23 protein-coding genes are annotated in these 25,928 nt (G+C 45.3%); 7 read left to right on the top strand and 16 right to left on the bottom strand.

Annotated features, from left to right (window positions below; all coding sequences use genetic code 11):
• Positions 1 to 75 precede the first annotated feature (75 nt).
• The 3 genes from W234_RS13790 to epmB form a co-directional block, all read right to left on the bottom strand.
• On the bottom strand, positions 76 to 648 hold the full coding sequence (locus tag W234_RS13790) for a c-type cytochrome (protein WP_025645938.1): 573 nt from the start codon (positions 646 to 648) through the stop codon (positions 76 to 78).
• 97 nt (positions 649 to 745) lie between these two features.
• On the bottom strand, positions 746 to 2,830 hold the full coding sequence (locus tag W234_RS0106770; protein WP_025645940.1) for an EAL domain-containing protein: 2,085 nt from the start codon (positions 2,828 to 2,830) through the stop codon (positions 746 to 748).
• Between the two features lie 218 nt (positions 2,831 to 3,048).
• Positions 3,049 to 4,056, bottom strand: coding sequence for an EF-P beta-lysylation protein EpmB (epmB, locus tag W234_RS0106775; protein WP_025645942.1), 1,008 nt, complete (start codon positions 4,054 to 4,056; stop codon positions 3,049 to 3,051).
• 197 nt (positions 4,057 to 4,253) lie between these two features.
• On the opposite strand from epmB, the gene efp reads away from it, so the two are divergent.
• Positions 4,254 to 4,826 (top strand): elongation factor P, encoded by a 573-nt coding sequence (efp, locus tag W234_RS0106780; protein WP_025645944.1) that lies wholly within the window; start codon positions 4,254 to 4,256, stop codon positions 4,824 to 4,826.
• Positions 4,827 to 4,905: 79 nt separating this feature from the next.
• On the opposite strand, the gene W234_RS0106785 is transcribed toward efp, so the two are convergent.
• The 11 genes from W234_RS0106785 to W234_RS0106840 form a co-directional block, all read right to left on the bottom strand.
• On the bottom strand, positions 4,906 to 6,648 hold the full coding sequence (locus tag W234_RS0106785) for a GAF domain-containing hybrid sensor histidine kinase/response regulator (RefSeq protein ID WP_025645946.1): 1,743 nt from the start codon (positions 6,646 to 6,648) through the stop codon (positions 4,906 to 4,908).
• A gap of 16 nt (positions 6,649 to 6,664) precedes the next feature.
• Positions 6,665 to 7,483, bottom strand: coding sequence for a ThiF family adenylyltransferase (locus W234_RS0106790; RefSeq protein WP_025645948.1), 819 nt, complete (start codon positions 7,481 to 7,483; stop codon positions 6,665 to 6,667).
• Positions 7,484 to 7,683: 200 nt separating this feature from the next.
• On the bottom strand, positions 7,684 to 8,769 hold the full coding sequence (locus W234_RS0106795; protein ID WP_025645949.1) for a TatD family hydrolase: 1,086 nt from the start codon (positions 8,767 to 8,769) through the stop codon (positions 7,684 to 7,686).
• 156 nt (positions 8,770 to 8,925) lie between these two features.
• Positions 8,926 to 9,900: a hypothetical protein gene (locus tag W234_RS0106800; protein WP_156923969.1), complete on the bottom strand. Its 975-nt coding sequence runs from the start codon at positions 9,898 to 9,900 to the stop codon at positions 8,926 to 8,928.
• 242 nt (positions 9,901 to 10,142) lie between these two features.
• Positions 10,143 to 10,334 carry a hypothetical protein gene (locus W234_RS0106805; RefSeq protein ID WP_025645952.1) on the bottom strand — a complete coding sequence of 64 codons (192 nt, stop codon included), beginning with the start codon at positions 10,332 to 10,334 and terminating at the stop codon, positions 10,143 to 10,145.
• A gap of 45 nt (positions 10,335 to 10,379) precedes the next feature.
• Complete coding sequence (gene gspD, locus W234_RS0106810; RefSeq protein ID WP_025645954.1) at positions 10,380 to 12,647, bottom strand: type II secretion system secretin GspD; 2,268 nt, start codon at positions 12,645 to 12,647, stop codon at positions 10,380 to 10,382.
• 147 nt (positions 12,648 to 12,794) lie between these two features.
• Positions 12,795 to 13,697 carry a type II secretion system protein N gene (locus W234_RS0106815; protein WP_227501929.1) on the bottom strand — a complete coding sequence of 301 codons (903 nt, stop codon included), beginning with the start codon at positions 13,695 to 13,697 and terminating at the stop codon, positions 12,795 to 12,797.
• Between the two features lie 8 nt (positions 13,698 to 13,705).
• A complete protein-coding gene (gene gspN, locus W234_RS0106820; RefSeq protein ID WP_025645958.1) occupies positions 13,706 to 14,509 on the bottom strand; it encodes a type II secretion system protein N in 804 nt (267 codons plus the stop codon).
• A gap of 255 nt (positions 14,510 to 14,764) precedes the next feature.
• Positions 14,765 to 15,088 carry an H-NS family nucleoid-associated regulatory protein gene (locus W234_RS0106825; RefSeq protein ID WP_025645959.1) on the bottom strand — a complete coding sequence of 108 codons (324 nt, stop codon included), beginning with the start codon at positions 15,086 to 15,088 and terminating at the stop codon, positions 14,765 to 14,767.
• 517 nt (positions 15,089 to 15,605) lie between these two features.
• Positions 15,606 to 16,181 carry a single-stranded DNA-binding protein gene (ssb, locus tag W234_RS0106835; RefSeq protein WP_025645961.1) on the bottom strand — a complete coding sequence of 192 codons (576 nt, stop codon included), beginning with the start codon at positions 16,179 to 16,181 and terminating at the stop codon, positions 15,606 to 15,608.
• Positions 16,182 to 16,652: 471 nt separating this feature from the next.
• The gene (locus tag W234_RS0106840) at positions 16,653 to 18,017 is read right to left on the bottom strand and encodes an MFS transporter (RefSeq protein WP_025645963.1); all 1,365 of its coding nucleotides are present in this window, start codon (positions 18,015 to 18,017) and stop codon (positions 16,653 to 16,655) included.
• Between the two features lie 574 nt (positions 18,018 to 18,591).
• On the opposite strand from W234_RS0106840, the gene uvrA reads away from it, so the two are divergent.
• The 4 genes from uvrA (at position 18,592) to W234_RS0106860 (ending at position 23,013) form a co-directional block, all read left to right on the top strand.
• The gene (gene uvrA, locus W234_RS0106845) at positions 18,592 to 21,504 is read left to right on the top strand and encodes an excinuclease ABC subunit UvrA (protein ID WP_025645965.1); all 2,913 of its coding nucleotides are present in this window, start codon (positions 18,592 to 18,594) and stop codon (positions 21,502 to 21,504) included.
• Between the two features lie 344 nt (positions 21,505 to 21,848).
• On the top strand, positions 21,849 to 22,409 hold the full coding sequence (locus tag W234_RS0106850; protein ID WP_037059225.1) for a hypothetical protein: 561 nt from the start codon (positions 21,849 to 21,851) through the stop codon (positions 22,407 to 22,409).
• The gene (locus W234_RS0106855; protein ID WP_025645969.1) at positions 22,406 to 22,630 is read left to right on the top strand and encodes a hypothetical protein; all 225 of its coding nucleotides are present in this window, start codon (positions 22,406 to 22,408) and stop codon (positions 22,628 to 22,630) included. Before W234_RS0106850 ends, W234_RS0106855 begins: the two co-directional genes overlap by 4 nt.
• Before the next feature lie 2 nt (positions 22,631 to 22,632).
• Positions 22,633 to 23,013 (top strand): protein-export chaperone SecB, encoded by a 381-nt coding sequence (locus tag W234_RS0106860; protein ID WP_025645973.1) that lies wholly within the window; start codon positions 22,633 to 22,635, stop codon positions 23,011 to 23,013.
• A gap of 122 nt (positions 23,014 to 23,135) precedes the next feature.
• Here the strand turns inward: W234_RS0106860 and W234_RS0106865 are convergent, their stop codons facing one another.
• Positions 23,136 to 23,417, bottom strand: coding sequence for a DUF503 domain-containing protein (locus W234_RS0106865; RefSeq protein ID WP_025645974.1), 282 nt, complete (start codon positions 23,415 to 23,417; stop codon positions 23,136 to 23,138).
• Positions 23,418 to 23,534: 117 nt separating this feature from the next.
• Here W234_RS0106865 and W234_RS0106870 point away from each other — a divergent pair, with 117 nt between their 5' ends.
• Both W234_RS0106870 and W234_RS0106875 read left to right on the top strand, forming a co-directional pair.
• A complete protein-coding gene (locus W234_RS0106870; RefSeq protein ID WP_025645975.1) occupies positions 23,535 to 24,323 on the top strand; it encodes a threonine/serine ThrE exporter family protein in 789 nt (262 codons plus the stop codon).
• Entirely contained in the window at positions 24,324 to 24,776 is a 453-nt protein-coding gene (locus tag W234_RS0106875; RefSeq protein WP_025645976.1) for a threonine/serine exporter family protein, read from the top strand.
• A gap of 121 nt (positions 24,777 to 24,897) precedes the next feature.
• Here W234_RS0106875 and W234_RS13795 read toward each other — a convergent pair whose 3' ends face one another.
• Positions 24,898 to 25,824, bottom strand: coding sequence for an IS30 family transposase (locus W234_RS13795; RefSeq protein WP_025643743.1), 927 nt, complete (start codon positions 25,822 to 25,824; stop codon positions 24,898 to 24,900).
• Between the last annotated feature and the right edge of the window lie 104 nt (positions 25,825 to 25,928).

Genomic DNA, 25,928 nt, shown 5'->3' on the forward strand with positions numbered 1-25,928 from the left:
TTGGCATCATAATAAAAACAGTAAGGATATAAGTTCAGAATAAGATTATTGCTAAAGCGATTAGAATTGCTAGGTCTACTGAAAATCAGCGGCGGGTTTTTCTGCTGCTACGTCTGATATAACGACAGCATCGTTACTCATTTGACTATGCTGATTGCTATTCTGGTTATTTTGATCATTAGATTGATTCGTCGTATCGACTTGAGCATCCGCTGAGTCCGGCGCACGTAGCGTCGATAAATAGGCAATGACATCAGCTCGCTCGCTGGCATCGGGCATCGGATCTGCGAGCATTTTTGATTCGGGCATCGCTGTTTCAACATCTGCGATATAAGGATCGAGCGTCTCAGCATCCCATACCCAGCCTGAGGTCTTAAGCGCTTCACTATAATCATAATCAGCGAGCTGCGCCGCCTTAGCACCATAAATATTCATCAGCTGCGGGCCTTTTTTATTAAGCCCTGGGGTAAGCTGATGGCACTGACCACAAGCGTCTTGGTAGATTATCGCGCCATTATCTGCATCTCCTTGCTCATATACCGGTAGGGTCACCGCAGCACGGCTATCAGGCGGGGTACGCTCACCACAAGCGCTAAGTAAAATAGCAGCAGTAAAAATAACACTTATTTGACGAATAACCATAGACATGTTAACAAAAACTTCTGTTAATAAAAAACGTTAGTACTGCTTTTGATGTTAAACAACCGCTATGAGCGAATGAGCGTAGCGATTATATACGCCGCGTTTATACGACATTTATAGTGCGGCTCGGCTCTTCTAAATAGTAGCCTTGTAGATACCGTGCGCCTACGCTCCAAGAAACAGACATAGTGGCAGCATCTTCGATATAAGGCATTAATACGTTGATGTTTAACTTATTTACTTCAGTGATTAATGATTTTATGGTATCCAAATTGTCGTCGGTATGGATATCGGTGACGTAGCTTTGTGCAATACGTATCATATGCGGTTGCACAAATTCAGCGGTATCGAGTGACTTTGTCGTGCTACCAAAATTATTAATACCTAGTCGGCAGTTGACTTGATTCAATGCTGCAAACTGCGATTTTGCTATTGTTAGATGATTGCGAATATCTTGCTCACTGAACTGGATAGTAAGCGCGCCTGCCGGCCCTCCTACTGCTTTGATAATTTGACTGGCTACGCTTGCAAGTTTTTTATCGACCAATGAAGCACTCGTTAATTGCACTAACAGCCGCGCTTCTGGATGCGACTTACGTACTGTGCTTAGCTGTTTAAAAGCATTGATAAGTACCCAGCGGTCTATTTTCCCAAGTAGATTATGAGATTTGGCTACTGATAAAAACTGATTTGGAGTGAGTATTGTGTTTTCGGTATCACCTAACGGCAGTCGCAGATACACCTCAAAGAAGTCGCTGCGATCCAGATCAATATCGTAGATAGGCTGGAACATGAGCTCAAAGCGATTATCAGTAATAGCATTGACTAAATATTCAGCCAAAGCACTGTCATCTTCGCTCACATGTTTACTCAAATCGTAGAAGTGATAAGCATCGCCTTGATTGCTCGTCTCTATGCCGATATGGTTGATGGCTTCTAGCGCCCGCTCCAGCAACACTTTAGGAGCAGGAGCATTTTGGTCGATTTTTACCACGCCGATACTGGCAGTCGTACTTATCGTCCGCTTGTCCACGTTGATGAGCGTCTCACTGATTTTTAGCCGTACACGCTCAGCCAACTCCTTGAGCGCTTGGGTTGAGATATCATGGGCCAGGATAGTAAATGAGGTGTCCCTAAAACGGCTAACCGGATAGTCGACAGCGATGTCATCGAGCAGCGCGGCGACTTGCTTGACGGTGGCATCCACCCCCTCTAGTCCCAAACTACTGCTTATCATACCGGTGTTGTCTAGCTGGATATACAGCAGACCTGCGTGGCTCTTATTGTTTAGGACTTGCTGATGCAAGCTTGCAAGCCGCTCCTCAAAACCGCGGCGGTTACTGAGCCCCGTCAAGCTATCTAGACGCTCTACCGCGGCCAGCTGCTTGTCGATCTCAGCGCTACTTGGGCCACTTTGCTGAATGATGATCTGCGTCACAGGCTCGCCCTCGAAGGTAGCGGTAGCCAGCTGCAGCTTGACTTCAAAGACGTCACCGTCTTTGGTTTTACTGTTGGAGTTGAATTCGACTTGCTGTCGATTGCCTTTGTCAAACTGGCGCAAAAACTGCTTAAAGTCTTTGACATTGTCAGACCCGGCTATCAAGTCGATGACAGGTAAACCAATAATATCGTCCATCGTCTCAAAGTTGAACATCTTAAGATAAGGGTCGTTGGCGAAAATATGAATACCTTGATCGATGTAAGCGACCGCACTTTTGGAGTTTTTTATCAGTAGATTGGCGCGTTGTTCTGACTCAGTTAGCACTTGTTTTAAACTGCCAACTTGCCGCCTGGCAAGCAAATTAGCATGCAACAAGCGAATCGCCATCACCACTTGTGTCTCGCGCTCAGCGACCAGCGCCTTGACCATAGTACCGTCAATAATCACCGGTAGCCCATCTTGATTGCGGCCGTTGTCTGCCAGCTCATCACTCATCAGGCCAATGATAGGTAGATCAATATTATGCTCTTGAACGATAGCCACGACATCGGTGAAGCTTAAGTCATAAGCTCTACCAAACACTAGGACATCCCAGCTGTGGCGTAATGACTTGAGCAGCTCTTCTTTATCGTCCAAAAACCCTAAATTCACCTCAGCATAGTAAGATTTTAATAAATTGATCAAACCCTCAGCATATAGCTGATCATCGTCTATGACTAATAAATTCAGAGTCGTATTGGTCCGCATAAAAAATCCTCACAAATCTTACGATAGCAATCGAGGTACTTAAGTTTTTAGGTGCTTATGTTTCTAGGTTTCTAGGTTTCTAGATTTTTATCACTAGTTCTGTGCAACTAGATAAGCTATGTCTAGTCTGTGTTTATGACATCAGATGCTAATACTAGCATAACTAAATATCAATAAGCATAAAATCATATTCGCTAAAGCGCTCAGAGACACAGCCTTTATCTGAGTTTGTAAATATCAACTGGCACCTTAAACGCTCTATTGGGTAACTCGCGCACCAGCTTAGGGACTAAATAACCAGGCAGCCGCTCTAATAGCGTCCAGTACAGCGCGATAGCTTCGTTCTCTGAGCTATCAAAATGCGCGCCGCCCGCCACTTTATCCAATACATGTAGATAATAAGGCAGCACACCAGCGGCAAACAGACGCTGACTTAAGGCCACTTGCGTCTCTACATCATCATTGATATCGCGCAGCAGTACCGTCTGGTTGAGTAAGGTAATGCCTGCTACGCGCGCTCGTTGTAAATGCTGCGCGGTGGTGTCATCGATCTCATTGGCATGGTTGCAGTGGATAACCATGACGATCTGACAACGACTGCTCGCCAGTCGTTCTAGTAGCTCGGCGTCTAAGCGCTCAGGAATGACTACTGGCAAACGCGTATGCAGCCTTATCGTCGTCAGCTGCGGGATAGCTTCTAAACGCTCAAGCCACCCAAAGAGCCGACGGTTTGAGACGCTTAGAGGATCGCCACCGCTCAAGATTACCTCATTGATCTCAGGATGCTCGTGGATATAGTGGATAATGCCATCCTGCGCTGAGGCTTTTGGTAAGTTACTTTGATAGTCAAAATGCTGACGAAAGCAGTAACGACAATGGATAGCGCAGGCTCCGGTCACCGTCAGTAACACTCGAGACTGGTACTTATGCAGTAAGCCGGTCAGCGGATTTTGTGAATTTTCAGCTAAAGGGTCTGCGACGTAGCCCGTCACGGCTATCTGCTCTCTTTGATCCGGCAGCACTTGTCTAAGCAGCGGATCATTGGCATCACCGACTTGCATCTTCGCGACAAAAGCGCGCGGCACTCGAAGCTCAAAATGCGTTGGTACATATATCTGAGATCTTAGCGATTCGAGTTTTAATAGGCCTAATAACTCATCAATAGAGCTTATGGCTTCGGATAATTGCGTTTGCCAGTTTTTTTGTAGGATTAAATGGTTTATCATAACACCCTAATACTTTATGCCTAAAAGTCGCCATTATACGCTTATCACTGCGGCGTGCTAGTCACCTAGCAAAATATAGCGAGCATAATTACTGTATTTTACCTCTTATTTATTTGTGCTTATATATGGTTACTATTAAATCGCTACTACGATCCAATCACTTAAACCCAAGGCAGTGCTACTAGGAGTTTGTTGTTATGGCAAGTTTTTCTACTAATGAATTTAAAGCTGGTCTAAAGGTCATGCTCGATGGCAACCCTTGTGCCATTATGGAAAATGAATTCGTCAAACCTGGTAAAGGACAAGCGTTCAACCGCGTCAAGCTACGTAACCTACGTAGCGGTAAGGTGCTTGAGCAAACCTTTAAATCAGGAGACAGCTTAGAGGCCGCTGACGTCATCGATACGGAAATGGATTATCTGTATAACGATGGTGAGTTTTGGCATTTTATGGACGCTGAGAGCTTCGAGCAAATCCAAGCGGACAAAACGGCGATGGGCGATACCCCGCAGTGGCTCAAAGAAAACAGCAACGCCACTTGCGTGATCACCTTGTTCAATGGTGTGCCATTATCTATCACCCCGCCGAACTTTGTAGAGCTACAGATCACCGAAACTGATCCGGGCGTTCGCGGCGATACCTCTGGCGGCGGCGGTAAACCTGCAACCTTAGAGACGGGCGCTGTCGTACGTGTGCCTCTGTTTGTACAGCAAGGTGAAGTGGTGCGTGTTGATACGCGTACGGGTGACTATCAAACTCGTGTGAGCTAATTCACTATTGATTGATAATCATAAGACAAAAAGGCTTAATCGGATTGCGATTAAGCCTTTTTTTAGGTTGTATCTAAAATTATGTATTAACGGACTGTTTATACATCAGCCAATACTGCACTAAGGCATTGAGCTGCTCTTTTTTGAAGGGCTTACTACAGTAGTCTTGCATACCCACTTGCAGGTATTTTTCGCGCTCGCCGTCCATAGCGTTAGCAGTTAGAGCGATAATAGGCGGCAAGTCCTCAGTATCGAATAACTCTTGCAGCTTGATGGTCGCCTGTATGCCGTCCATGATAGGCATATGATGATCCATCAAAATCACATCGTAACGTTTAGGATTCGCTATAAATTCATCAATAGCTTTTTGGCCATCAGTGACGTGCGTGACCTCATGGCCACTACTGCGCAAAGCCTTTAGCGCAATCATCGCATTGACATTATCATCCTCAACCAACAGTACATGTCCGTTATAGTGCCATTCAGGTTCGATATCGATATGATTGGCCTGTTGCCATGACTTATACTGGGGCTTATCAATCGCCTTTAAGGGCAGCAATATCTTAAAGGTGGTGCCTTCGCCAACGACACTATCCGCCCATATATGACCACCCATTAGCGCCACTAGTGACTTACAGACCGACAATCCAAGACCGGTCCCACCATATAATCGGTGCGTTGACTTGTCTGCTTGATTATAGGCATCAAAGATCGCATTTAGCGACTCCGCTTTTATCCCGACCCCAGTATCTGAGACGGTAATACAAAACGTCATATCGTCATAATGAATAGGATTGTTAGTGGCGTCCAATACGCCTCGTTGAGCGTCAAACGCCTCCAAATCATGTTCTTCGGCTTCTCTGACATCAAAGACAATGTGCCCACCCTCGCGAGTGAACTTAATGGCATTACTGATTAGATTAGAAAAAATCTGTTTAAGGCGTACAGGATCGCCTTCTACATAGGCGTTTAGAGTATCATCGTAGTGGTACTCTAAAGTCAATCCGCGCTGAGTGGCCTTAGTGGTAAATAAATTCACTACTTCATTGCAGATAGTAGCTAAGCTCATCGGTACCGTGTCGATGACCATCTTACCCGCTTCAACTTTTGATAAGTCCAAAATACCGTTAATAATAACCAGCAGATGATCTGTCGATACTTTTATATTGTCGACATAGTTTTTTTGTTCAGCACTCAAAGCCGTCTCATCGAGCATATCGACCATACCGATGATGCCGTTCATAGGGGTACGGATCTCATGGCTCATATTCGCCAAAAAATCTGATTTCATATCATTGGCATGCTTAGCAAGGCGCTGCTTTTTTTGTAGCTGCAGCGCATCGGCTGCCATCTGAGCGAACTGCGTTAAGTGCTTGGCTTGCTCTTCGCTAAAATCATAGTGCGGCTTAGTATCCATCAGGCACAGTGAGCCTAGACGATAGGTCTTATTATCTTCATGCAAGATAATAGGCGCGCCGGCATAAAAGCGTAAATTAGGGTCGGTAGTGACTAAGCTATTATCAATAAAACGCTCATCTACCGATAGATCGTCGACCACAAACACTTCGTCAGAGAGCACGGTATAATTACAAACCGCCACGCCGCGGGTGGTAGTACAAGTATCCCCAAGCCCGCGAGGGGATTTTAAATACTGAGTATCTTCATCCATAAAGGTAATGGCAACGATTGGCATGTCAAAGAAGGTCTTTACCACGTCGGATAGGCGCTCAAAAGTCGGTTCAACATTCGTGTTGAGAACTTGATACTCTTGTAGCTTCGCGATGCGTGCTTTTTCATCTTTTGCTTGCGGATAAGTGGACATGCCTTCTCCAAAACGATTATAAAGTAGCCGCCGTAGCCGCCGCTTGCTTGCTAAGTATAAGTAGAGTCTCACTTACCATAACCATAGCAATGACTGAGGTTACCGCCACTGCCGAACCATAACCGCCGCAGTTTAAGCCGGCAGACTGACTTGTCTTTTCGACGCGCGGCGGCTCAGTTGAATAGACACATTTGATGCCGAATTTTTCTTTCATTTGGCTATTGATGCCTTTTTCATGACGCAGCTTGTTACGTAGTCTTGCCAGTAAAGGATCTTGATAGCTGTCTTTTAAGTCGCTAACCGTAATCTGGCGCGGATCTATTTTGCCGCCTGCTCCGCCTGCACAGATAAGCTTTAGCTTATTAAAGCGGCAATGTAAGGCAATAGCAAGCTTAGCACTCATATCATCGACGCAATCTAAAATAATAATCGGCCGATTCTGCGCCATAGCTTGCTTAGCTGCCCTGCGATCAGGTAACAACTGCGCGACATTATCAGGCGTCAAAAAGTCATCAACTAAGTGCAGCTCTATATTTGGATTAATCTCACGCATACGCGCGCCCATAGTGGCAATCTTACTCTGACCAAAGCTGCTGTCAAGCGCTGGTAGCTGCCGATTGACATTAGAGGCGACCAGTACGTCCAAGTCGACTAGCGTCACGCAGCCGACAGCGGTTCGCGCCAAAGCTTCAGCCACCCAAGAGCCTACTCCGCCAACACCAATTACATAGACATGCGCGGCTGCAAAGCTTGCAAAAGCATCAGCGCCATACAGCTTTTGAGTGCCCTGAAAGCGGCGCTGATATTGACTATCATCAGCTACTGTCGTCATCATTTCAGGTATATCGCTATCAGCGACTTTACTATCGGTTACGGCGAATTGATCTTTCATGCATTAAAACTCTATTTATTAATACTATACTTATTGAAACTATAATTATTGAAATTATATTTATTGTCATTCTGTTTACTAGCACCGCATTGATTTATGCTTCTAGTATCAATGCTAAAGGCTTAGCACTTCTCAGCGTCATTTTACTGGTTAGAAGTAGACTTTTTAGTACTAGAGCCAGTACTCAAAATAGTACCAGAATCAGGGGCAGAGTAAGACCAAGACTGACCTAAACTATCGATACTATTTTGCCACAGCTGCTGAGCCAGTTTTGCCTCATCGACTGCCAGTAGCTCGCTTAAGCTTGCTAACACAAGAGGCAAATTAGCGGGCACGTTGCGATTATGACTGTCATCACCCTCGTCACTCTCCCAAACATCATCTGGGCTTTGAGCTTGATTTTTGCCTAAAGCGGAGGCGTTATCGCGAGAAGTCTGGCAGCTAATCGGCGTCATATCTGGACAGTCAGTCTCTATCACTAAGCAGCCGATACCGTACTCAGCAACGGCTGCTTGCAGCGCGCGGCGTAGTTTTTTGGCATTCGGGTTAGTCACTTGTCCGGTCACACCGAGCTTAAACCCGAGCTTAACAAAAGCCTTAGCTTCTTGCTCACCGCCGCTGAAGCTATGAGCAATACCGCCTAAGGTTTTGGCGTCATAGTCATGCTCTTTTAGTATCGCTAACGCTTCAGCATGAGCTTTACGGATATGCAGCATCACCGGTAGTTGATGCGCCACCGCCATATCGAGCTGAGCGCAAAAAAAGCGCTGCTGCTTAGCAAAAACCTCAGGCTCTTTCATCTGTGGCGTAAAAGTGTCGAGCCCAATCTCCCCAATCGCCAACGGACGTTGTTTGTCTAGCATGTCTGCCATTGAGTCTAAGTGGTCTTGGCTATGCTGATCTATATAAAAAGGATGTAGCCCTAGCGCAATATGCGCTGCAGGTATGGATCTGGCATCGATGTTTACTAAATCTGAGTCTACTGAATCAGCTTGGTCGCTTGCAACTTTACGCTTATCAAAAAACCGCTTTACCTCATAAAGCCGGTCAAAATGCCGGTATAGATAGCCGACTAGCACTAAATGCTCAACTCCGCTTTGATAAGCACGCTGCGCTTGCTGCGCTCTATCTGCATCGAATACAGGCGCATCAAAATGGGTATGCGTATCAATTAAAGGGTAACGTACACCCTCTTTACTATTCGTTAGCGACTGGATGGTATCAGCCATGAATGGTCTCCTGAAACTAGCTTCTTACTATCACTAATCTGCGGTTATTTAGCAAGGTGAGTTTGTATTAATATCACTGTTATTTTCGGTATATATTGTAGGGCTCGACCCTCATTGCTAAGGTTGAACTATCACAGTTGAGCTATCAAACAAGCCTTATGATGACGTCATACTCGTTGAGAGTCTCACCATATAACTGGGCTTTACAATACCTTGGAGCTGAGTGAAAGGAACCACAAAATCCACTGGCTGAAGCTGAGTATTGAGCAGCTCTCCGGATTGATAGACCAGATGCAATCCCTGCTGATCGATATACCACTGCTCAGATAAGGGAAGCGGCCACTCTTCTAGATACTGCTGCTCAACCCCTTGCTCAGCGAGCCATTGTTTTTTGATGGTATTAAAAGTCGATAGTAGCTTTTGGGTATCAGCGTCTGCTAATAACACATCCTCTATGGTCAATTGTAGCTTTTTTTGCATATCTAGCATGACGTAGTCGCGATGCCCTTGCTGATGGTCCTCGCTGCGCTGCTGAGTCGATTCGACTAATAGATAACCTGTCATCACCTCGTTATTCATGTGGCTATCCATGTTGCTACTGTTGCTTGCTGCAACACTATCAGCACTCAAGCCTTGGTTGAGGATTAAGTCGGTATCAATACGTTGATATTTAGGCTGCGAGCTGACTCCTGCACTATGAAACTCTATTTGTTTTAACAGCGCTGATACTGAATCTCTCGCCACTTGTTGTTGACTGGTAAAAGGCGTGTCTGGCGATAAGGTTCTGGCAACCGTTTGCCACATGATATTGGCAAGCCAAGGCTGCGGCGGCGTAAACGCTAATGTATTGAGTTCCAAATACTGACAGCTCGTTTGCTGCGCATTACAGTTAGGTTGGCGCGCGATAGTCTGTTGTTTACTGATATTGATGGGGAGCGCTTGCTTATGGCCTGTCTTATCCAAAGCGTTAGCAGCGCTAGAAGTACTGGGCTTAGAAAGTTCATAATTCTGTATGGTGCTATGAGCCCCGATTTCATTAGCTGCTTCCTCTTCCGCTTGCTGCTCGAACATCGACTCAGGTTGCGGCGCGCAGCCTAATAAAACCTGGCTTGCCAATACAAGCATTATCACAAGCACTGCCCCCTTCAAAACATATCCTCTAAAAAAGGATATCCAAGAGATGAGGGCGGAATGTAAATGTATGGATGCGTCGTTATGGCGTTTCATGGAGTCAGCTACAGTAAAGAACTGCTTAAAAGAATAACACAATGCTTGATAATATTACGTAGTGATAATTTTAAAGCTGCTCAGCGTGTCTCTGATGACTGCCTAGGATAAGTCTACAAACTGGGATAAGTCTAAAAAAGCGAGATTTAATCGGTAGTATTCTCTGTTGGTGCGGTTATTTGCGTACTGTTTTTATCTTTAGCGAGCGGCTGAGCATCGTTATGTGGCCCTTTTAAATCACCTTCAGTGGTCGGCGGCGTCTGCCGACTACTACGCCGAGGTATCAAAAGTAAAGCGGTACCGACTAAACCTAATGTAAGCCATTTTTTCTTATTCATAATGCGCCTTTACGATAGTCTGTAAGTTGATACCCGCTAGCAAAGCTACTGGCTAATAGGATAAGTAGTGATACCTGCATTTGGGCTATCAACGCGCGTGAAGCCTGATGGCGGGGTTATTCGATTTGGCGTCTGATCGCGTTTAGGAATCATTGGATTTAGCGGCATGAGCTCATAATCTTTATTGACCTCACCATCCCAGCCTTCAGTACCGCTAAGAGGCAGCTGCTTGATAGTGCCGTTTTTATCAATGACTAATTGTAAGACGCGCATCTGATTGAATTTACGCTCAGTGACGCTAGCCACCGCGCCGCCATCACGCAATATCGTCGGCTGCAAAAATATAATCAGATTGCTCTTTTGCGTACTGTCATTGTCTGAGCGAAACAGGCGCCCAATCACTGGAACGTTACCGAGACCGGGCACTTTTTGCTGGCGGGACGTCGTATTATCACGCATCAAGCCACCCAGAGCAATGGTCTGCTGATCGTCTGCCAAGATAGTGGTGTTGATTAGGTTTTTATTAGTGATGATTCCACTGGAGTTACCAACGCTTCCTGGCACAACTGATGAAACCTCTTGCGAGACCTCCAAGCGCACCGTACCGTTTTTGCCGATATGCGGGATGACATTGAGATTGATACCGATGTCTTGGCGCTCAATAGTCTGAAAAGGGTTAGTAGAATCATTACCGGTAGTGGTATAAGAGCCGGTAACAAAAGGTACGTTTTGTCCGACTAAAATACTCGCCTTTTCGTTGTCTAAGGTCAAAATAGAAGGCATCGACAATAGATTGGCACTGGTTGAAGAGTCGAGGGCTTGTAAGATAGCGCCATAAAACTCAGTGTTGCCTTGACTGTCTTTGCGGCTATCACCAATCCCTATCAAAGCGCCGACAATAGAGTTGGCCGCTGAGCTAAGACCAGCAGCACCAGCTACGCCGCCGCCTGCCAAGGCCGCTGCCGCCAAGGAAGTCGCGCTAGCCCCAACATTGTTGAAGTTGACGACCCCCAAGCCGCTATTGGCATTACCAAGCGCCCACTGTACGCCTAATTGCGTTGCATCGTCGCCGGATACCTCCACGATAGCCGCTTGAATGAGCACTTGGGCGCGGCGATTATCGAGCTGGTTCACCGCCTCTTCAATCTCAAACATCAGCTCAGGTGCAGCATTGACAATAATGGCATTTTGCGTCTCATCAGCAATAATACTAAAGGGCCGACCTGTGGTGCTATTGGTTGCGCCGCCTGTTGTAGCACTAGTCGCAGAAGGGCTGTTTGCATTATTAGTCGCGTTATTGAGTAGCTCATTGGCAGCCCCGTTGATCGTAGCGCCTGTACTACTAGCCCCAGTCAGGGAGGCGGACTCTAGAGTGGAGGTTGCCCCTGAGCTATTAAGAGACTGATTGGCCAACAAACCGCGTAGCATATCGGCAATATGAGCGGCGCTAGCATACTTTAAGCGAAATACGCGCAAACCGCTGAGCCGGCGTGATGGCGTGGTATCAAGCTGATTGACCATCTCTTGTACCTTGGCAATCATCTCCGGACTGCCCTTGACTAGTAGCCTATCGCTTGCGCTATCTGCAATGACCTTGAGCTGATCGCCGCCTGCTGCCTGACCGCCGCCGGTACTCACCAAAGCGCTAATCAGATCCATCATACGCTCAGCGTCGACATGGCGTAGCGGTATCACTTGCAGACTATCATTGACATTGCTATCTAAGTCGCGAATCAGCGCAGTGAGCTGGTTGAGGCTATCGGCGCGATCAGATAACACCAGCGCATTGACGCCCGGTACGGCAGCAGCGTGGGCGGACTGCGGCATCAAGGGCCGAATAACGCCTAAGATCTCAGCCGCTTGCGTGTTGGTCAAATAAATCACTCGAGTAGCCAATGACTCGCCAATACTATCACCGCGTAAATCGACCGCCACTCCCGATTGCTTAGCGACATTATCTGGAACTAGTTTGACGGTAGTACCTGAATCTATCGCCGCTATACCATTGACTTGCATGACGCTCAAAAACAACTGATAGATCTCATCACGGGACAACGCACGGTTGGATATGACAGTGACATTACCGTTGATACGTGGATCAAGAACAAAGTTTTGGTCGGTAATAGTGGCCACTTCGTTGATAAAAGCTTTTATATCAGCATCTTGCAAATTAACTTTCCAGCTCTCAGCGCTCGCCAGACCACAAGAGGCTGCCCATAATGGCAGCGCTAAGTATAAAGGCCGGCATATACGTAGTAACCGCTGTATAGAAAGACGTAAAGCTGTCGTTGAAAACTTATCCAAACTTACCATGGTCATGATTACCCATTGTGATGTCACTGTGAGGTACAAGATGCTACAGGCTAACATACTGTTGACTGACAGTTATAAATTAACGCGGTAAAACTTGTGTACGATAAACTGATAAAACTAAATTATGATAAAAATGTTCGCGCTACCCTAAAACTGCTGGCGAATCGTAATCACTTGCTCGCCTCGCTGCACCTCAATCTGCGCTGCGCCCGATTGCTGCACTTGTTGCAGAACCGTCGCATCTTGCGCTGGACTGCTACCAACCGTTTGCCCATTGACAGTCAGTACCTTGTCTCCAGCCTCAAGCCCTAAGCGATTGCGCAATCCTGATGGCATAGCTGCAGTGACCTGATAGCCCTCGCCTGACGCCATGACGCCCATACGGCTTAGATAACTGGCTGGGTTTTCTTTTAGCGCGCTTACCGCTTCCTCGATAGCAGAGCTTGTGTCAGCAGGTTGACTCTCTTCTGCTGGCGGATCATCAGTAGCTATCGGCGGGCTTTGGGTTGGCAAAGGTAGCGTATTGCTTGCATTACCCGTATTAGGCAGGCGCTGATTGCCAATAGCGCTGTCATCTAAACCGCGCTGATCAAGTGGTAGCGCCTCTGGCAACTCGATAACGATTTGCTGATCGGCGGCGTCAGCAATAATCACTGCATTCCAATCGACACTGATAAGCGTAAAACCGCTGTCTGCTAAGTCATCACCGATACGGTAGTTTTTGACGTCACCGTTAACGTCTAGTAGCGCTGACGACAAGCTATCAGGTATGGCGAGCAGCACTCCTTTTAGCTCTACATTCGGCGGCGGCTGAACAGCTGCCGCGGCAGGCTTAGGGTCTGCAAAAATGGCAAACAAGTTGCTGTTGTCAACGGCGCTATTTGCGTTGTTTTGAAGCGCTTGCAGCGGTAAAGCTGGGGCAAGTGGCGGCGCTAATATCAGCCACAATAATCGCGCTGCCACCCAACACAACCAAATAATCGCTAATAATAACAGCCAAGCTGAGAAGCGATTGAGCGTATCCATTATCGGCTTTAGTCGTGCGCTCATACTCATGATCAATTTGCCCCTAAGCCGGTTAATAACGGCTGACGCACACTAATGACTGGAGTATCTTGCGGCGCTTGACCTTGATATTCTGGCATATTCTCAAGTAAGCGCTGGGTCAAACTGACATCCAACATGTTATCACCATCTAGATACAAGTCGCCTAAGCGTTTGTCTTGATTATTTAATAAATTGACATGTAGTAGATGGTTATCGTTTTTTTGTTCGCTACTGAGCTGCGCGCGCATGGGCGGCATCGTAATATAGAGTATCTTGCCGGCATTAGGATAGCCGACCTCACCGCCTACCCAAGTGAGCTGACCATCCGCTTTATGGAAACCGGCGCTCTTATCACCCGCCGCTGACTGCCGCTGTATAGAGACATTATTGAGCTGAATCGGTGTGTTGGGTAGCTGCCAATCGACGACACTGACCAAAGTTTCAGCAGCAATTTCGCCACTCATATCATCCACTTGCCATGCGCTGCGCCCTATCTTGACTTGTCCATCTAAGCGCGTTTGGCCGGTCGTAATCTCAACGTCAGCGCTAAGCTTACCCAAAAATAACTGCCACGGCTGCCAAGTCCAATTGGCCGAGCCGGTCAGCGCCGTACTCGTTTGTGGTAATTGCCAGATAAGCGCACCTTGCCAGACATTGCCCGATACTTGCTGCACATATGGCGACTCAGGCGCATATTTTTCGACGATCCATGCCGCTGGCATTTGCAGTACTGCAAATAGCGCAAACACCACCAAACCCACCAGCCACCACAGCTTACGCGGACGTTTATGGGACGATGCAGACAGTTTTGGCACGAATAAAAGACTCTTTTAAAAGGGTTAAAAGCTCATTATCATAGCAAATAATGCACTCTAGGTGACATAAAAAAACCAGTATTCTTAAATAAAAATACTGGTTTCTTACTCAAGCTTAGCGCCGAGTATCGTACTGATTTGATATAGTCAATCAATATTAAAAGTGGTACAAGGCAGACGAGTGCAAGTACTACAGTAGTAGGCTAAACGAGTCTAACGCTGTAACACTTTAATAGTGGTTCGACTATAGCTTTATTAAATAGCAAACTCGTTTAGTTCACGGCCAGCTGCTAAGGCTTCCACAAGCCAAGTTGGCTTGCGACCACGGCCTGTCCACGTCTCTTCGCTGTTATCGGTGTTGCGATACTTGATGCTGCGCTTCTTCTCAAGCTTCTCGCCGGCTTTTAGAATCTCATCAATGCTGCTATCAGCGTCTTCAGCGATTTGCTCAAATTGCATATAAGCATCATATAGACGTTGATGCTGTTTTTGATCAATCAGCTGCTGGGCGTTTTCAGTGATTGCGCGCAGTTGCTCGACGTCTAAGTTTTCTAAATCAATAGGGTTGTTATTTTTCATAATAGCCTCGGTATAAAAGTGTTTATTATAGGAAATAGACTCAATAGCCTAAAATCTATAATCCATTAGTCGTCATCGTCTTTAATCGTTTATTCTCTAATGAGCGATGCAATTATTTGATTATAGATATAAAACAATTAATTCAATCTAAATACAGACTGCATTAACTCTCACTATTATACCAAACTCTATTAACGATAATACGCTATTTATAATTCATTATCGATAGCGTTACTTTTTAGAAAAACAACATAAGTTGTTTTTTATTGATTATTGAATATAAATACAATACTTTTAGATATAAAAATAGCTCAATGATATTATTATCAATGAGCTACAGAATTATAAATATAGTCGGTTCTAAATAAAACAGATAAATTATATATCAACGTGGAACTGGTATAAATTTTCCTTGCGTGCTGTGCTTGCGCCGACAGAGGCTGCGTAAAATTTATCCCAGTCCCACTGTATCGTTTTTATACTGAGCTCACTATACAACATATTGTTATTGTATTCCTCAGAACGGAATATCATCATCGACTGGTCCGTCTGGCATAGCGTTAGACTTAGACTGCGGTGTCTGTGCTGGTTGGTTGAATTGATTGTTATTCTGAGCCGGTGCACCTTGATTGCCATAGCCGCCCTGCTGACCACCTTGTGCGACTGCTGCCATGCCACCAGCTTGGCCTTGCTGACCACCAAATCCTTGACCACCGCCTTGATTATTATAGCCGCCTTGCTGACCGCCTTGACCGCCGCTTGCGCCATCTAGCATTTGCATCTGCTCGGCACGGATTTCGGTAGCATAGCGGTCACTACCATCAGGAGCTTGGTATTTACGAGTGCGCAAGCTACCTTCGATATAGACTTTGCTGCCTTTACGTAAGTACTGAGCGGCAATTTCGCCCAAACGATTGAAAAGTGAGACACGGTGCCATTCGGTCGCTTCTCTTTTTTCACCGCTTTGTTTGTCGGTCCACTGCTCAGAAGTAGCGACTGAGATATTAGTAACACTACCGCCATTATTGAATTGGCGCGATTCAGGATCCGCACCAAGATTACCGATGATGATGACTTTATTAACTCCGCGCATAATGTCTTCCTTTTTTATAGATGATTTTGTTGATAAGCGCTAAGCTTTTATATAAAAGCCTATGTTGCTTACTTTAATCTATTTTTATAAGGTCAATAATTATCAACCCTACTTTTCAATTAATATTATAGGTTTACTTTATACGTTTTTTGCATAAATATCTAGCTACTCTTATTTATAGACGACATTCTATGTCGCTTAATATGATACATTTGTACGTTAATTGGCCCTATAGATTATTATTATCTGTGATGTGTATTCAGTATAGTCGATACACTCTAAAAATGTCATAGCGCTACTGGGATGAATTTTGCGCAGCCTCTGGGAACGCAGCACGCAAGTAAAATTTATACCAGTAGCGCGTTTAAATCCATAACAGTTTTACATTCAGCTAACTATATTAAAATGCCAAGCTCTACCCTTTTGCCGCACAATACCACTGCTCGGTAATATTAGATTTGAATGGCGCAATTAAATATTCAAAGGGCTTTGGGCTAACTTGGCAAGCTCTTGCTTCGCTTCATCCGTTAGCTGGGTTTTATCCAGTTTGAGATAAGCGACTTGCTCCTTTGCCATAACGACCAGTTCATCAACACCAGTAATCGCGGTTATCTGCTGCGACCAGCTCTGAATATCGACGTCTTTGGGTATCGTTACTGTCGTACTCGATAGATACGGCGGCTGCGAGATTGGCAGAATGATCAATAACGCGGCTCCCATAATAGCAGCTAGAATGCCCCAAGCGAGTAGGTCAGATTGGGTCAATAGCAAACCGCCCATCGCTCCGCCAACAAAAGCCCCAAAGAACTGGCTCGATGAATTAAGCCCCATCGCCGTGGCTTTATTCGCGACTGGGGCGCGCTTGGATATCCAAGATGGAATAGTGGCCTCAAGTAAGTTAAAACCCATAAAATAGAGCAATAAACCTACAATAATACCGACACCGACTTGGCTACCCAGCGCCAGTAATGCCAAGGCTGCAGTCATTAAGGCGATAGCAGCTAGAAAGACTTGGCGCATTTTACGCTTCTTTTCAGCGATAATAATAAAAGGAATGGCGACGGCAAAGCCGACAAACAATAGCGGCAAGTAGACTAAGCCTTGCTGACGTACCGATAGACCCATCACCTCTGTGAGCTGATGCGGCAAGATCACAAATATCGCTGTCATGGTCAAATGCAGCGCAAAAATTCCAAAGTGCAAACGGTTTAAGTCGCCGATTTTGAGCACAGTAGCGAGCTGCTCACCGATCGATTTGTTATCCAGATTGTGCTTGAGCACGCGCATTGGCGTGGGTACGACAAAAAGTAGCAGCATCGCTAAAATAGCAAATCCTGCAGTCAGCCAAAATAGACCAGAGATACCAAGCGAGCCTACTAATAACGGCCCAAAGGCAAAGGCGAGCATGATGGAGGTAGCAATAGTCAAGCCCATCGTCGCCATTGCCTTGGTGCGCATCTCCTCGCGGGTGACGTCGGCAAGCAATGCCATGAGCACCGCAGAAACCGCACCGCTCCCTGCCAGCGCGCGCCCGATGATTACCTGATAAATATCAGTGGCATTGGCGGCAATAATACCGCCAGCCGCAAACAGTATCAGACCAAGCATGATAATCGGCTTACGCGGAAACTTATCGGCGGCAAGGCTCATGGGTATTTGAAATATCGCCTGACCCAGTCCGTAGATACCAACGGCCAGGCCGATCAAAAACGGCGTGGCATACGCGTAATTATCACCGTAGACCGAAAACACTGGCACGATCATAAACAGACCAACCATGCGCAGAGCAAAAATACCGCCTACCCCTAAGATTGCCCGTTTCTCTACGCTATTCATACTTGCCTCACTGGTTCATCTTATAACATCTGCTAACTGGTTCATCTTATAACATCTGCTAACTTCAGCCTCAAATCAAGCTCCCTAGTATAAGACATTCACCATTTTCTTGCCGAGACTTTTATTACTAGGCGCTACTCGCTAGCTCTACCTTCATGATCTCTATAGTTTTGTTACCAACCTTCTTTAATACGTGTCCCTGACTTGAATAATCGCCTAATCGTGACTATAAAGTAAAGCGTTGATAGCATTGTTCTTTTACTTATTGTTCTGCTACGAATATGGCTTGCTGATAATTATTCGTTTACTTAGAAATGCAGCCGTTTCAAACTTACTCAATAGCTATCGTAAAAATATAAATACAGGTTGGCTATTCACCCCTAACTGACAAAGATAGACTTTTGTTAATTAATGAAAGCGAATAGGGTTTAAAAAATAGTTAAGCCTTTGACTGCTTTTTCCTTTTATTTATCTATTTTATTATGACTTAACATTATTTACTTTTTAAATTTACAATTGTTGGTTGGTTTTATGAACTGCTGACCCACTTTAGAAAATAGGAAACCCCTTACCGATGGCCCATGACCATATCGCAATACGCGGCGCACGTACTCATAATCTCAAAAACATTGATCTTGATATCCCACGCGATAAATTCGTGGTGATTACTGGTTTATCCGGTTCTGGTAAATCGTCCTTGGCTTTTGATACGCTATATGCCGAAGGACAACGCCGATACGTCGAGAGTCTGTCCGCTTATGCACGCCAGTTCTTATCGCAGATGGAAAAGCCTGAAGTCGATAGCATCGAAGGCTTATCACCGGCAATTGCTATTGAGCAAAAATCGACCAACCATAATCCACGCTCAACGGTCGGTACGATCACTGAGATTTATGATTACCTGCGTCTATTATACGCGCGTATCGGCACGCCTTATTGTCCAGAGCATGGCGAACCTATGGTGGCGCAGTCGGTGACCGAGATGGTCGATCAGGTTATGGCACTCCCCGATGAGACCAAGCTTATGATCCTTGCGCCAGTAGTGCGTGAGCGTAAAGGCGAGCATACAGTGCTGCTTGAGCAATTGATCGGTCAAGGGTTTGTACGCGTACGCGTCGATGGTTATGTCTATGATACTGACGAGCTACCAACGCTCGATAAAAAGAAAAAACACACCATCGAAGTCGTCGTCGATCGTTTTAAGGTTCGTGATAACTTAGGTAACCGCGTCGCTGAGAGTTTGGAGACCGCGCTACGTTTGGGACAAGGTCTAGTGACGCTGCACTTTATGGATGGTAATCCTACTGAGGGCGGCTCTGATAATCAAGTGATGTCTGCCAAGCACAGCTGTCCGATTTGTGATCGCGCTGTACCTGAGCTTGAGCCGCGCATGTTTAGTTTTAACAACCCCTACGGTGCTTGCCCAACTTGTGATGGACTCGGTAAGCGTCAGTATTTCGCTGCTGAAAAGCTCATTACTCATGTTGATAAGACGCTCAATCAAGGCGCGATTAACGGTTGGGATAAGCGCCACTCGTACTATTTTGGGCTGCTAACCACCGTTTGTAACCATTTTAATATCGATATGGATACGCCGTGGACGGAGCTGCCCAAAAAGCAGCAAGAGCTGATCATGCACGGCTCAGGTAAAGAGAAGCTCACCTTTAACTTTACCGATGAGCGCGGACGTAAAACCAATAAAACCGTTCCTTTTGAAGGCGTACTACCCTATCTTGAGCGCCGTTATGCCAAAACGCAAAGCAACTTAGTGCGGGACGAGCTGGCAAAGTATCTGGCTGACACCACGTGTAACGTTTGCGATGGCGCTCGCCTCAATGAAATCTCGCGTAACGTGCGTGTCGATGAACAAACCATCGCTGAAATCGTCAAGCTCTCCATTGGCGACGCGGCGGACTATTATAAGACTCTAAAGATCGACGGTCATAAAGGTGAGGTGGCCGAGAAGATCTTTAAAGAGATTAACGAGCGCTTAAACTTCTTGGTCAGCGTTGGCCTCGATTATCTAACCCTAGCACGCTCTGCCGAAACCCTATCCGGCGGTGAAGCGCAGCGTATTCGTTTGGCCAGTCAAATTGGTGCAGGTCTGATGGGCGTGATGTATGTCCTTGATGAGCCATCCATTGGCTTGCATCAGCGTGATAACGACCGCTTGCTTAAAACTTTAACACGCCTGCGTGATTTAGGTAATACCGTACTGGTCGTTGAGCACGATGAAGATGCGATTCGTCAAGCGGATCACGTCATCGATATCGGTATTGGGGCTGGCGTACACGGTGGTCATATCATCGCCGAGGGCACGGTCGATGAAGTGATGGCAACGCCAGACTCGCTCACCGGACAATATATGTCGGGCGAAAAACGCATTGAGATACCAAAAGTGCGGCATAAAGCCAAAACCGTAGAGGTCGAGGGTAAAGGTAAAGCGAAAGCTAAAACTAAAAAGGTACCGATGACTATCGAGCTCAAAGGCGCCTCAGGCAACAACCTAAAAGACGTCGATCTGAGCCTGCCCGTTGGGGTGATGACTTGTGTCACGGGTGTATCGGGTTCTGGTAAATCAACGCTGATTAACCGTACGCTTATGCCTATCGCCGCCACACAATTAAACAATGCGTCTACCCTTATCGCGGATAAGCATGACAGCATTAGCGGTCTTGAGCATTTGGATAAAATGGTCGATATCGATCAAAGCCCAATTGGTCGTACCCCACGCTCAAACCCTGCAACATATACGGGCGTGTTTACCCCTGTGCGTGAGATGTTCGCCCAGACACCAGAAGCCCGCGCACGTGGTTATAAAGCTGGGCGCTTTAGCTTCAACGTCAAAGGCGGACGCTGTGAGATGTGCCAAGGCGACGGTCTCATCAAAGTTGAGATGCATTTTTTACCGGATATGTATGTGCCGTGTGACACCTGTGAAGGCAAGCGTTATAACCGCGAGACCTTAGAGATTCACTATAAAGGCAAAACCATCGCTGACGTGCTCGAGATGACGGTAGAGGACGCCACTGAGTTCTTCTCGGCGATTCCAGCGATCTATCGTCGCCTGCAAGCGTTGATGGATGTGGGACTGAGCTACATTCGCTTGGGTCAGTCTGCACCGACCCTATCGGGCGGTGAAGCGCAGCGGGTCAAGCTTGCACGTGAGCTTGCCAAACGCGACACGGGACAGACGCTATATATCTTGGATGAGCCGACGACGGGTCTTCATTTCCATGATATCGATAAGCTGCTCAATATCCTGCATGCGCTACGCGATAAAGGTAACACCATCGTGGTCATTGAGCATAACTTGGATGTTATCAAAACCGCGGATTGGGTGATTGATCTTGGCCCTGAAGGCGGTAAAGGCGGCGGCATGATTATCGCGGAGGGTACGCCAGAAGAGGTCGCAGAGGTCGAAGGCTCACACACGGGTGAGTTTTTGAAGCCGATGCTTACGCAGGTGGTTTCTGAGGCGGGTTAGTTTAGTTAATTGTTAGAGAATAATTTAAAGGCTGCTCTTTTGGGAGTAGCCTTTTTTTGTTGGGTTCACTTATATCCAAACTAGAGGGTTTACTCCATACAGAAAATTGGATACGAGTGATATTCGTAATAACACTTCATATCTATAACAACTCTTCACCGCTAGGTAACTTGTTGAACAGTCAACCAACAAAATATTGTTATAGATACTCATCTCTCTACTATATTTATGTAATAATTGTACTTCAACGTCCTATTAAGAGTATAATAATACTTCAACACTTTAGATCTATTAGATATAACAAGACTAAATTCCAATTTAAACCTAATGGCTTTTTCTATATTATGGTCTCATTCTTAGGTCACCACGGAACAGATAGCTCTTCAGCTAATAATATTTTAAATTCTAATTTCAATAAATCTGTTGGTAACACTGAGTGGTTGGGAGATGGAGTTTATTTCTTTGTAGAAGGGCTAAATAGTGATACCACGACTTTAGCTGCAAAATGGGCTGAATGCCAAGCGTGGGATAACACATCTAAAACTCATAAGTATAAAAATTACTCTGTAATAGAGTCTCAGATTCAAGTGGAAGAGGAAAAATTTTTAGACTTGACAGTTGAAGAAGGGGTTGAGGTCTTAGGATACTTAGCTGAAAAATATATAGAAAAAATAAAAAGTATTAAGAAAAAACCTTCATTCTACGATGGATTTCTACTAAACCTAGCTAGAAATGAGAAAGTATTTCCTTTAGAAGCTGTAAAAGGTAATTTTTATATAAAATTTGAGCAAGAAAGAATATATAGAATCAACTTAAGGACTAGCAACTGCACTATTTGTTCAGTGTACGATCCTAATAAGCTTTTATCTAATAGTTCTATTATTAAAACAGGAAAAATTTTATGAAACTATCAGATGTTAAAAGTAAGATTGACAGTTATTTTGAGAATATAGATGCTCATGAACTTTATGAACTTTCTATATCTAAATATGGCTTTATTGATGGTTCATTATATACAGTTAATATTGAATATGGAAATTGCCAATCAGTAGAAAAAGTCTTTTTAGCGGAAGAACTAGTAGTATTTGACGAAATACAAGATGATAGTTTATTTTTGGCAGCCTAGATATGAAAATACAGTTAAAACACTGGCAAATTTTAGATATGACTATGTCATGTAAAAAGACAGTGTCTTTTACGAATTACAAAGACTCAAGCACGTTAGAGCTTAAAGTCAGCAATGAATTTATTGAGTCTGAAGCGTTTGAGGTCATCTTCGATGTATCGATAGCTGATGAAGAGTTTAACCTTCAAGTTCAGGCTAGCTTCAACTTCGAATTAGATATAGCTATGACAGAAGAGTTTAAAAATTCTCATTTTCCTAAAGTAAATGCACCTGCTATTGCATTTCCGTATCTCCGTGCTTTTATTTCTAATCTGACTCTACAGTCTGGTATTAAGCCAGTTATTTTACCGTCTATCAACTTTGTAGAGTTTGCAAAACAGTAATTATGTAGAGGTATGGGGCAAATGCGGGTTAGGTTAGTTTCTGTGAAATTTTAAGAAAACCGTAAATCTAACCTGAATTCTAGTTTATAACTAAAACTGTATATATCACTGACCTACTTCAACTAAACATACTCCCTCTCCACATTCATTATCCTTGCATCCACCGTGCGTTCTATTTTTTCTTCGATCTGACTGCATTGCGACTCGGTGTCCCGTTTGGATAATCCGACTATAACGAATGTCCATTCGCTGGCGTCATGCCGATCACGCTCACCGCTTTCGCACACCGCAACGCTTGGCGTATTGCCAAAACGTGCGTGCAGGCCGCCCATACGTTGGCGCTTTTCTTTGAGTGAGCTACAGCCAGGTAGCGCAAAAGTCAGCGTTAAGATAGCGATATGCATTTTATTCTCCTTGTGACAGTGGTTTACGCTTTATAATAGTAGCAAATAAGCAAGGCAAGTTATGCTATCTTTACCTCTATCCATATCGATATCGCAGCCAATATGCATATTCCTCCAATGACTTCTATCAGCTACGTACAGCAACAGCGCATTACTCGACTCTGCGTGCGCTGCGGCTTACTGCTTATGCAGTATGGCGCTGAGTCTGCCGTGGTAGTGGACTTATCGAAGCGTTTGGGATTTGCATTGGGAATGAGTAGCGTCGAGTGTTCGCTAAATTTTAATGCGATCACTTTGACGACTATCTGTAATGAGCGCTGTATCACCACCACCCGAGACACCATCAACCAAAGCATCAATGTCAATTTATTGGTGCAAATCCAGCAAATCGTCAATAAAACCGAAGCCACTATCAATAATAATGATTTGATTGACCGCACAACCCTTGCGTTTGATGAGTTGGATAAAACCGTGTATCCGACATGGCTAGTCAGTATATTTGTCGGCGCTTCTTGTGCGGCGTTTGCTTATTTGAATGGCGGCAGCTGGTCGATTACGGCGGTGACCTTTATCGCGGGTATGGTGGCGATGTTTACTCGTATCTATTTGTCCAAGCATCACTTTAACCCTTTTATCACCGTTATTGCTACCGCTTTTATCGCCTCCTTGATCGGGGCGACGACTTATTATTTTGATATTGGCAATAATGCCGATATTGCGGTGGCCTCTAGCGTGTTGCTGCTGATTCCAAGCTTTCCGCTGATCAACTCCTTATCCGACATCTTAAAGGGCTATGTCAATATCGGCGTTGGGCGGGCGGTGTTTACTTATATGCTGACCTTATCCGCGTGCGTTGGCATCGTCATGGCGCTGGTGTTACTACGCATACAGCACTGGGGGTTTTAGATGTGGTTTATTGAGACCGTTGTGCTGTCTTGCATCATTACCCTTGGCTGGACGCTGATGTTTAGCGTGCCCAAACGCTATATTTTGCCGTGTTTGCTGATGACCGCTCTGGGATTCGGACTTAAAACAGCGCTTGTCTATCAGCATATACATCTGGTGGTGGCCAGCTTTTTTGGCGCGATGCTCGCCAGCTTTTTGGGCGTGTATTTTTCTAAAAAATACACCCTACCGCCCAAAGCGTTAATCTCCCCAAGTGTCATCTGTATGATGCCAGGTATCGCCGCTTATAAGGCAATGGTCAGTATGGTGCAGATTGGTTACTTTGGCTTTTCAGACGAGTTATTTAGCCAAATGATGGTGTATTTATTCGAAGCCTTGTTTGTGACCTCAGGACTGGTGCTGGGCTTGTCCATTCCTGGGCTGTTATTTTATAGACGGCGTGCCATAGTCTAGGCAGGTTTAAGTGGGTTTAAATGAGATTATTATGTGTTAGGCTATTTTTGTTTAAATACTTTTATAAACTGATGCTAGCTGGCACACCCTTATGACTTAGATTAACACACCAAGTGCAACGCTAATTAATATTATAGAACGCCTGCATAGGCGTCTTAAACCCTAATCGTTTTCTTGGTCTGTTGTTTAGTTTGTTCTCAATGTCCTGTATTTCATTATCAGAGACTTGTCTAAAGTCACAACCCTTAGGCAAGTACTCTCTGATAAGGCCATTGGTATTCTCGTTGGTTCCTCGCTGCCATGACGCATAAGCATCGGCAAAGAAGAAAGGGCTAAAGAGCTTTTGTTTCACCTTCTTATGCTGAGCAAACTCTTTACCATTGTCAGAGGTAATGGTCTTAACCTGCAACCTCACTGGCGCTAAGAGTTCTATCATTGCCTCTGATACTTGCTGTGCTGTTTTATGACCCACACGCTTCATCTTCAGCAGCCCCGTTTTACGTTCAACGAGCGTGACAATCGCTTGCTTGTGATGCTGACCGATAACGGTATCCGCTTCCCAATCTCCAATACGTGAGCGTTCTTCAACAATACAAGGGCGCTCATGAATCGAGACTCTGTCATTGATACGGCCTCGAGTCTCAGCGGTTAGACGCTGCCGGTATGGTTTTCCTTTACGTCTGAGACACTGCCACAATGTACCGCCCTGCCTCTTATCACGCCAAATATAGCGATAAATGCTCATATGACTGATACCAGCATGAACGCCAGATATTTGCTCAGGACTCCAGTTCTCTTTAAGCTTGTCTGTCACCCATGCCCAGAGGTCAGTCACAATAGTTGTGGCGTTGTTAGCCCGTCTGTCACAAGCCTTGTTATTAGCATGCTTTGCTCGGTAACCTCGTAGGCTTTTATTACGCCTAAGCTCTCTTGATATGGTACTGGGACTTCTGTTTAACACCCTCGCTATAAAATTAATACTATGTTTTGCCCCTTTAAGGGCATAAATCTGGTATCGTTCACCTAGGCTTAGATGTGTATAGCTCATGGTTGCAATCTCACTTTGGTCGGTGGATAAAAACTTTGATGCTAGCGCATCTAGGTCTTTTTTTCACCTTGCATTTGGTATTGCACTTCATGTGTTAATCTAAG

It is taken from the genome of Psychrobacter sp. TB15 (genome assembly GCF_000511655.1).
GTDB lineage: Bacteria > Pseudomonadota > Gammaproteobacteria > Pseudomonadales > Moraxellaceae > Psychrobacter > Psychrobacter submarinus.

Coding starts and splice junctions, on each gene's coding strand:
- W234_RS0106860 (WP_025645973.1), top strand. CDS start 22,633: ATGAAAATACAGTTAAAACACTGGCAAATTTTAGATATGACTATGTCA.
- epmB (WP_025645942.1), bottom strand. CDS start 4,056: ATGATAAACCATTTAATCCTACAAAAAAACTGGCAAACGCAATTATCC.
- W234_RS0106785 (WP_025645946.1), bottom strand. CDS start 6,648: ATGTCCACTTATCCGCAAGCAAAAGATGAAAAAGCACGCATCGCGAAG.
- gspD (WP_025645954.1), bottom strand. CDS start 12,647: ATGGTAAGTTTGGATAAGTTTTCAACGACAGCTTTACGTCTTTCTATA.
- W234_RS0106790 (WP_025645948.1), bottom strand. CDS start 7,483: ATGATGACGACAGTAGCTGATGATAGTCAATATCAGCGCCGCTTTCAG.
- W234_RS0106875 (WP_025645976.1), top strand. CDS start 24,324: ATGTGGTTTATTGAGACCGTTGTGCTGTCTTGCATCATTACCCTTGGC.
- W234_RS0106815 (WP_227501929.1), bottom strand. CDS start 13,697: ATGAGCGCACGACTAAAGCCGATAATGGATACGCTCAATCGCTTCTCA.
- W234_RS13790 (WP_025645938.1), bottom strand. CDS start 648: ATGTCTATGGTTATTCGTCAAATAAGTGTTATTTTTACTGCTGCTATT.
- W234_RS0106770 (WP_025645940.1), bottom strand. CDS start 2,830: ATGCGGACCAATACGACTCTGAATTTATTAGTCATAGACGATGATCAG.
- W234_RS0106840 (WP_025645963.1), bottom strand. CDS start 18,017: ATGAATAGCGTAGAGAAACGGGCAATCTTAGGGGTAGGCGGTATTTTT.
- W234_RS0106805 (WP_025645952.1), bottom strand. CDS start 10,334: ATGAATAAGAAAAAATGGCTTACATTAGGTTTAGTCGGTACCGCTTTA.
- W234_RS0106850 (WP_037059225.1), top strand. CDS start 21,849: ATGGTCTCATTCTTAGGTCACCACGGAACAGATAGCTCTTCAGCTAAT.
- efp (WP_025645944.1), top strand. CDS start 4,254: ATGGCAAGTTTTTCTACTAATGAATTTAAAGCTGGTCTAAAGGTCATG.
- W234_RS0106825 (WP_025645959.1), bottom strand. CDS start 15,088: ATGAAAAATAACAACCCTATTGATTTAGAAAACTTAGACGTCGAGCAA.
- W234_RS0106865 (WP_025645974.1), bottom strand. CDS start 23,417: ATGCATATCGCTATCTTAACGCTGACTTTTGCGCTACCTGGCTGTAGC.
- W234_RS13795 (WP_025643743.1), bottom strand. CDS start 25,824: ATGAGCTATACACATCTAAGCCTAGGTGAACGATACCAGATTTATGCC.
- W234_RS0106795 (WP_025645949.1), bottom strand. CDS start 8,769: ATGGCTGATACCATCCAGTCGCTAACGAATAGTAAAGAGGGTGTACGT.
- W234_RS0106855 (WP_025645969.1), top strand. CDS start 22,406: ATGAAACTATCAGATGTTAAAAGTAAGATTGACAGTTATTTTGAGAAT.
- uvrA (WP_025645965.1), top strand. CDS start 18,592: ATGGCCCATGACCATATCGCAATACGCGGCGCACGTACTCATAATCTC.
- W234_RS0106870 (WP_025645975.1), top strand. CDS start 23,535: ATGACTTCTATCAGCTACGTACAGCAACAGCGCATTACTCGACTCTGC.
- ssb (WP_025645961.1), bottom strand. CDS start 16,181: ATGCGCGGAGTTAATAAAGTCATCATCATCGGTAATCTTGGTGCGGAT.